Annotated in this window: 5 protein-coding genes; 2 read left to right on the top strand and 3 right to left on the bottom strand. The window is 46.7% G+C overall.

What is annotated here, in order from left to right:
- Positions 1–365 (top strand): hypothetical protein (locus HQN88_RS12160; protein WP_216855695.1); only part of this gene is annotated, 365 nt, incomplete at its 5' end.
- A gap of 209 nt (positions 366–574) precedes the next feature.
- On the opposite strand, the gene HQN88_RS12155 is transcribed toward HQN88_RS12160, so the two are convergent.
- The gene (locus HQN88_RS12155; RefSeq protein WP_173111537.1) at positions 575–1,540 is read right to left on the bottom strand and encodes an aldo/keto reductase; all 966 of its coding nucleotides are present in this window, start codon (positions 1,538–1,540) and stop codon (positions 575–577) included.
- Positions 1,541–1,572: 32 nt separating this feature from the next.
- Positions 1,573–4,275: a UxaA family hydrolase gene (locus tag HQN88_RS12150; RefSeq protein WP_173111534.1), complete on the bottom strand. Its 2,703-nt coding sequence runs from the start codon at positions 4,273–4,275 to the stop codon at positions 1,573–1,575.
- Positions 4,276–4,573: 298 nt separating this feature from the next.
- Here HQN88_RS12150 and HQN88_RS12145 point away from each other — a divergent pair, with 298 nt between their 5' ends.
- Positions 4,574–5,449: a helix-turn-helix domain-containing protein gene (locus HQN88_RS12145; protein ID WP_173111532.1), complete on the top strand. Its 876-nt coding sequence runs from the start codon at positions 4,574–4,576 to the stop codon at positions 5,447–5,449.
- Between the two features lie 182 nt (positions 5,450–5,631).
- On the opposite strand, the gene HQN88_RS12140 is transcribed toward HQN88_RS12145, so the two are convergent.
- Positions 5,632–6,777 (bottom strand): Gfo/Idh/MocA family protein, encoded by a 1,146-nt coding sequence (locus tag HQN88_RS12140; protein WP_173111529.1) that lies wholly within the window; start codon positions 6,775–6,777, stop codon positions 5,632–5,634.
- Between the last annotated feature and the right edge of the window lie 85 nt (positions 6,778–6,862).

Here is a 6,862-nt window from a genome sequence, read left to right as displayed (position 1 = left end):
GTTGGGGTTGGGGTTGGGGTTGGGGTTGGGGTTGGGGTTGGGGTTGGGGTTGGGGTTGGGGTTGGGGTTGGGGTTGGGGTTGGGGTTGGGCTTGGGGTTCGGGTTTGGGCTTGGGCTTGGGTTTGGGGGTGGGGTTGGGCTTGGGCTTGGGCTTGGGGTTGGGCTTGGGCTTGGGCTTGGGCTTGGGGTTTGGGGTTGGGCTTGGGCTTGGGCTTGGGTTTAGGTTTAGGTTTGGGGTTGGGGTTGGGGTTGGGCTTGGGCTTGGGCTTGGGCTTGGGCTTGGGCTTGGGCTTGGGGTTGGGCTTGGGCTTGGGTTTGGGGGTGGGGTTGGGTTTGGGTTAGCTTCAGCTATGGCCTCGGGTTAGCTTCGTTTACCTCAATACCCAAAACTTATAAATTTTACGTATAAAAAAGCCGCGATATACGCGGCTTTTAATGAGATAATTTTCTTGTCACTCGACACCTGAATACATCTAATTGTTATACTTAGGGACGAGAATATTGTTCCAAATCATGAATTACCCGGGCAGCTAGGTCACGAATCGATCTAGATGATTTGGATATACCCTACCCACTAAGCAAATCGATTCTCTTCGGGATCTTCCGTATCATAGCCAAATTCATCAAGAGCAGGCCATAGCTCAGGGTCAATCGGGTAATTCGCGAGTTCCAACGTCTGGGCTACCCTTTCCGGTTTGCTCATGCCGACGACCGTGCTGGTGATCCGCGGGTCGCGAAGCGAAAATTGAAGCGCAGCGGCAGCTAGTGGCACATTGTATGCCTGGCAAACTTTCGCGAACATTCGCGCTCGTTCCACTACACTTGGCGAAGCGTCGCTATAGGCATACCGAGCGTATGCTTCCGGACCTTTAGCTAATATGCCGCTGCCATAAGGAGCGGCGTTAATGACCGCCACGCCCAAATGACTCGCGACATCAAGCAATGGTTCGGCAGCCCGATTGAGCAGCGTATATCGATTGTGGGTTTCAACCGCACTGAACGCTCTCGTTTCGACATAACGAATGAGCATATCAATCGGTCCGCCGGAGATACCGATGTGTCCAATGACTCCTTGCTCTTGAAACTTTTGAAGTACTTCCAAAGGTCCGCCGCGTCCCATAACATTTTCGAAAGTGGTATGTTCAGGATCGTGGATGTAAACGTATTGGAGATGATCAAGTCCTAAGCGTTCCAGACTTCCTTCAATGGAACGTCTGATCTGTTCGCCGCTGAAGTCGCCGTTGCTAAAGTCGCGATCGGCTTTGGTAGCCAACACATAACCTGCGGGAAGACCACCATTTGCATGAATGGCCTTACCGATTCGACGTTCGCTCTCGCCTTCGCCATATGCCGCAGCCGTATCAATAAAGTTGATTGGGCTTTCGAAGGCAGTGCGCAACGTCACTAACGCCTGTTCTTCCGACGTGCTATATTGAAAAGTCTCTGGCATATCTCCAAGTGGAGCGGCTCCCATGCATAGCGGTGATATGAGCAGGCCAGTATTGCCAAGCGGCCGTAGAGATAATAATGCGTTAGTCATGGCGTGTTCCTCGCTTTCTGTTATTGTCTGTATTATAACGACACACCGAATAGGCCCCGTGTCATTTGAAAATCGATATTACCTTGCTGATAGAGACGCGGTACATAAGAATGTTCCAAAATTTCTTTGCTGCGCTCGAGTATATGATCTACCCATAAGCTCGCGTTACCTTCGAGTACCAAATCGACATCTTGCTTATGCTTATCCAGGACAGCCTGTTCCGACGTCACTTGCAGCATCGGGACGAATGGATGTGTCTGCATCGGACGATCACCGATCAGCGCGATTATTAATTCGACACCTGTGGCGGCAAGTCCTGTGATCGTCTCCACCCCATGCTTTGTTGGCGTCTCCATAATATGGAATCCATTGTGGCGGACGTGTTCACCATAGGAGATAGACGGCACAACTTGAGAAGCGCTAAATAGATCCTGACTGAACGCATCCTCGGCAAGCAATCCGCTGTTCTCGGGAACGACGACCAAGCCTCCAGCTCCGACAATCAACTTGGTAAGTACTCCCAACTGCTTGCCGGCATCTTTGTTAATGTCACCTACACTTACGATCCCGATGCGCAGCCCTTCCAAACCGACCGTCACCTTCTCTGCCGTATTAGCCGCAACCAATCGATCGGCGAACCAGGCCTCAACCTTCTCGCTGACCTTGGTAATTCCGCCGTCGAGCTGGATGCTGGCATAACCCAGCTGGCTCGCATCAACACCCATCACATCCATCTGATGGCGCATGTAGTCGTTATGTGTTTTCTCGCAGCCATGCTCCAGCAGCAAACAATGCTCCACCATCGGATGCGTAATATAGCCAATCATCGTACGGGCAAACAGCGATTCAGCAGGTCCCCCCGAGGTGCCGCAGCCTTCCGTGTGCGCCAATGTGACAAAACGCGAGAGCTCAGGCTGTCCTACTCCTTGCTCGTTTAGGCGCTTTGTGATCATACCCGCTACCTGTCCGGCACAAAGACTGGTCGGCACGATTAAGCCGATATTGTCACTAGACTGCCGATTGCGATGTCGAGTAAATGCAAATTGGATCGGGTTAACCTTCGTTATAGCATCTTCTTCAATTGCGATCGGAACTCCTGTCGGTACAGGAGCGTGAAGCAGCGTCTCCAGTTGACTCGCATCGGTCTGCTGCCAGTTGCGCCAAATTTGTACTTGGGCATGGCCCGCCTTCTCACCGACACTTCGCTGACCTGAAGCAATTTGGAGCGCCAAATCGAATACCTCTTGCCCCAGCTCATCCATCGACTTGCCTTCTAGATACTGTCCCGCGTTCACATCCATATCGTCCGAAAGCAATTGGAAACGGCGAGTTGTTGTTACCACCTTAATCGTAGGCGCATATGGAAAGTTGGTGATGGAACCATTTCCCGTTGTAAAGAAGATCATGTTGCAGCCTGCGGCTATCTGTCCGGCGATGCTCTCCAGGTCATTGCCAGGGCTATCCATGAAATAATAGCCGCCATCCTTCATTAGCTCTCCGTACTCGGTTACATAATCAATCCGTGTTGTCGGGTCTTTCTTCATAGCGGCGCCAATAGATTTGAGATAGATGTTATACAAGCCGCGATACATGTTGCCACCTGACGGGTTACCTTCTGCACTGGTACCGTGCCACGACGTACGCTCCTTAAATCGATTCACAAGTTCCAAAAATTTGCGCGCGGTTTCCACATTGCGTACTTTAGAGAGGACATAGGGTTCCGCGCCGATCAACTCATCCGTTTCGGCTAAACTAGCCCCACCGCCGTAACGCACCAATTGTTCCGAAACCCAGCCAAGCAGTGGATTTGCCGATACTCCGGAAAAAGCGTCCGAACCGCCGCATTGCAAGCCGATTCGCAAGTTGCTGATGGATTCTGGCGTTCGCTGCATCGTGTTGACCGCTGGTAGCCATTCGCGTACTAACGCTTCACCATTAACTAGCTCCTCTTCGAAGCTTCCTGTTAGCGACACGAACTTATGCAGGACTTCATCGATCGGATAGCTATGCTCGCGTGCATAAGCCTCGACCATCTTGTTCGTGACCGATTCATTGCCATAATCGACAACCAATACCGCTCCGACGTTCGGGTTGACCATGAAACCTGCGAGCGTCCGCAGCAGCAAGTCCACATTATTCGGCTTCTCTGTGCCGCCCTCCGTGTGAGCGACGGGAACGATCCCGTCTATATTCGAATCGTTCTTCCATTCGCTTTGTAGACGAGCAGCAAGCTCATTCACGTAGCTCCCCGTCTGTGAGGTGGTGCCGAGAAGTACGATATAGTTCCGGGTACCAACCCCGCGATCTTTATGGCGGCGATATCCCATGAAAGTGCGGGTATCCGTAAAAGCTGGCGACGCCTCAGCCGGCCGGAAGTTCTTCTCGTCAAGAATATAAGGAGAAACTTGATCCGCGAAATTGGACTCCGCGGGCACCGCGAATGTCAACTGGCGCACACTGAGCGCTTTCCGTACTGTTTCGTTGATCACATAGTGACCGGGTTGAATCGGCTTCGTCGCCACGCCGAAAGGCAATTGCCACGAAAGCATATCTTCGCCAGAAGCAATCGCTTTCACTGCAAATCGATGGCCTTCCATAACCGTGTAATCCAAGGTAAGGATTTGACCTTCATACTGAATGGCGGTACCAGCGTTCAGTTGCTGAATCGCAACGGCGCAGTTATCTCCGGGTAAGGGAAGCCTCGCTACTTCTTCAAATTGGTAAACGACGTTCATCGATGACTGGCTCCTTTGATGAGATTTTCCGAACAATCCAAATACAACGTCGGCCTATAATAGAATAATTCCAGTTTCTTCCAAGTTAGTACTGTATCAATAACGCTATATACGCCAAAAATTTAATGGCAACAATTTTTCAGGATACATAGCCTCCTTTATTTCGGTGTGCATACCTCTTATTGTACCAAGATTACGGCATTTGTTAATTCTTTACCTTTGCAAAAACATACTCTATTTTGATATTCTATAAATAATACAATTTAAAAAAATGAGACGATCTGGGGAGGTTCGCAAAATGCAAAAACCGCTAATGAAAAACTTTATTAACGACCCCCTATTACCATTTGACATCGTATTCAAGGACAAAAAGACACCAAATCGTGAACTACCAGAGCATTTTCATGATCGCTTTGAATTAGTTTATGTTTATAGTGGAATAGGTACATTTTTCTTAAATCAAATGCTCTATGAGATGAATGAAGGAGACCTCTTCATCATTCCTGGAAATACCATCCATCAGGCATTGCCAGATTCTGAATCTCCAGTTACAGCCACTGCTGTCTTTTTTGATCCGCAACTGATTGCACATTATTCATCAGCTGATTCGTTTACGAATATGCAAGTTTTTGACCTAGCCCGAAAAAACAAGAGCTATAAGCTGGTTGTCCCAGCTACCATACGCCCACTGCTTGAAGAAAAACTCAAACAAATGCATGATGAATTGGAACAACACGAAGCTGGCTTTAGATATGCTGTTCAACTGAATTTAAATAGCCTTTTGATCATCATTAATCGTTTGATATTAAAAGAATCCCATCATCAACTGGCAACGTCCGATGTCGGACCTTCCTGGTTACGAAACATACTTCAACACTTAGATCAGTTTCACACTGACCAAACCGCTGGACTTTCCTATTTGGCTAAGCACACTTCAGTATCAGCCGCTCATTTATCTAGAGCGTTTAAACAATTAACCGGGATGAACATTACCGACTATGTGAATGCCAAGCGAATTTCAACTGCAAAGGAGCTGCTTTTAACTACCGACTTAGGTATTGATACGATCGCTCACAATTGCGGTTATGAGAGTTTACCCTATTTTCATAAGTTGTTTAAGAAGTTTACTGGCGTTACCCCAGGCTTATACCGAAAAAAAGTGATTAAAAATTAGCTTCCGAATATAGAACATGACATAAGAATGTGAAAGTATCTCGATTGCCGATTGCTTACGTTTACTGATGACATGGAGCTACTTCGTAGATTTACTTTCTGTCATGTATCGCCAATAAAAAAAGCCAGAAACAGGATCTTAAACCTGTTTTCGGCTTTCTTCTTGTATAGAAGGTATTTGAACTAAACGGATACAACAGCTTCCCATGTCCCTGACTTAACACTTCTAATGACAGCATCATTAATAAGCATTGCTTGATATCCATCTTTGAGTGTAGCAACTGAATCAGCAGGCGTTTCATAGTTATTGAATACTGCATCATAAAAGTGCTGCATCGTATTCTTAAGACTATCTGTCCAACCTTCCTCATGACCACTGGGATAGTGCAGATAGGGTAGTGCTTTCTTTTTAAGTAAAGCGGGGTCTCTTAAAATCGTTTCACTTGGTTTATCCCGATAGCCCATTTGTAATTTGAAAGGCTCCTCTTGTTTCCAAGTTCCTGAAGAAGTTAAACCATCCAAATTAATCTCTAGTGCATTTTTCTTACCGGCAGATACTTGTGATACTGTGAAAACCCCTCGAGCCCCGTTACTAAACCTCACCAAAACCGAACAATAGTCTTCCGTTTTAATATCCACTTGTTTCAAGCTATCATTTGTATCAGAAAATGCTCCGCTTTTACTTGATTTATAGCGAATCGGATGAACGATGGATAGATCCGCAAGAACCTCAGTGATACTAAGATCAGTTACATATTGCACGAGATCGAAAAGATGGGAGCCGATATCACTTAACGCACGCGTCTCCCCACCAAATTCAGGCTCCATTCGCCAATTGTAGTCGGTATCATAAAGAAGCCAATCTTGTAAGTAACTCCCACGAATAATTCGAATCTCTCCAAGATCATTATCATTCACCATATTCTTTAACTGTTGTACCATTGGAAACTGCCTATAATTAAAATTAATGCCAGTAATTAGCCTTTTCTCAAGGGCTAGCTCATAAAGTTCTTTTGCTTCGCTACTCGTAAGAGTTAGTGGCTTCTCAGATAGAAGATGCTTTCCATGGAGAAGCGTTTGTTTGTTTATTTCATAATGAAGATGATTAGGCGTACAGTTGTGAACAACCTCAATTTCATCATCTTGCAGCAAATCCATATAATTGCCGTAAGCTTTAGGAATATTTAGAGACTTTGCATACGCTTCGGCATGCTTTTCATTACTTTGCCCGATAGCCACAACTTCTACATATCCCAATCTTCTTATTGCTTCGAGATGTGCTTTACCAATAAAACCCGCTCCAATGATGGCCGTCTTTATTTTCTTCATGGTACCCCTCCTCACTTACAACATTAACACTCATACTTTTAACAGTCAATGTTAAAAGTATGAGTGTTAATGTTAAAACAAAAAC

This window comes from Paenibacillus qinlingensis (assembly GCF_013204845.1).
In the GTDB taxonomy this organism is placed as follows: Bacteria; Bacillota; Bacilli; order Paenibacillales; family NBRC-103111; genus Paenibacillus_E; species Paenibacillus_E qinlingensis.
Note: the sequence above shows the minus strand (reverse complement) of the source record. Positions and strands in the feature narration are given on the sequence as shown.

Bases quoted from the DNA above. Each gene is read 5' to 3' on its own strand.
- HQN88_RS12155 (WP_173111537.1), bottom strand. From the start codon at position 1,540: ATGACTAACGCATTATTATCTCTACGGCCGCTTGGCAATACTGGCCTG.
- HQN88_RS12150 (WP_173111534.1), bottom strand. From the start codon at position 4,275: ATGAACGTCGTTTACCAATTTGAAGAAGTAGCGAGGCTTCCCTTACCC.
- HQN88_RS12145 (WP_173111532.1), top strand. From the start codon at position 4,574: ATGCAAAAACCGCTAATGAAAAACTTTATTAACGACCCCCTATTACCA.
- HQN88_RS12140 (WP_173111529.1), bottom strand. From the start codon at position 6,777: ATGAAGAAAATAAAGACGGCCATCATTGGAGCGGGTTTTATTGGTAAA.